The 819-nt window shown below is 43.2% G+C and carries 1 protein-coding gene; it reads left to right on the forward strand.

What is annotated here, in order from left to right; translation table 11 throughout:
- On the forward strand, window positions 1–819 hold an 819-nt coding region (locus FC77_RS07725; RefSeq protein ID WP_201780929.1), incomplete at both ends, for an SLAP domain-containing protein.

An 819-nucleotide genomic window follows, 5' to 3' on the forward strand; every position in this document is an offset into this window, starting at 1 on the left:
CCTGGTTTGACTGATTATGTCTTAGGTGATAATGGTCACTACGGTGATACTGTTACTGCCAGTGGTGATGATGCAGCCCAAAAGGCACCATTTGGTTATAAATTAGTGAACTCAGATGAACAGACTTATGTTCTGACTAAGGGTGCACCAAGAACCTTTATCTTCTATTACACTAAGAACGGTGGTGGTTCACTGCCAGAACCAGACCGGACACCAAAGTTACCGATCCCTGGTGAAGTCGATATTCCACAGGGCACAGACTTAAGTGGGGACACTACTTATGCTGGTGATGCCATTACGAATAAGGATCAAATGCCAGATGGTACTAAATATAGCTGGCAACCAGCACCGGATACCTCCAAGAAAGGTAAGCAAGAAGGCACAGTCGTGGTAACTTATCCAGATGGGACGAAAGTTTCGGTTAATGTCACAGTTAACATCGTGGACAAGGATGCCAACGGTAATGGCAACAATGGTAATAATAACCATGGTGAAGCTAAAGAAGAAGTTTTAAAGCATAATGCTTACCTGTATGGTCAAGATGGCAAGCGAGCTAACAAAGCAGTCTTAAAGGCAGGGTCTACAGTTACTACTTATGGTCTGGTCGTCATTAATGGTCGGAAGTTCTTTACTCTGGACAACGACTATTACTTAGCTACTGGCAACGCTGTTGCTCGGACTAGAAAGCTCAAGCACAATGCCTATATTTATAATAAGTATGGTCAACGTGTTGGTAAGAAAGTCTTTAAGACTGGTCAGAGTATGGCTACTTACGGGACTGTTGTCACGATCCGTGGTAAGAAGTATTACACCATTGAT

The sequence above is a fragment of the Lactobacillus acetotolerans DSM 20749 = JCM 3825 genome, assembly GCF_001436775.1.
Lineage (GTDB): Bacteria > Bacillota > Bacilli > Lactobacillales > Lactobacillaceae > Lactobacillus > Lactobacillus acetotolerans.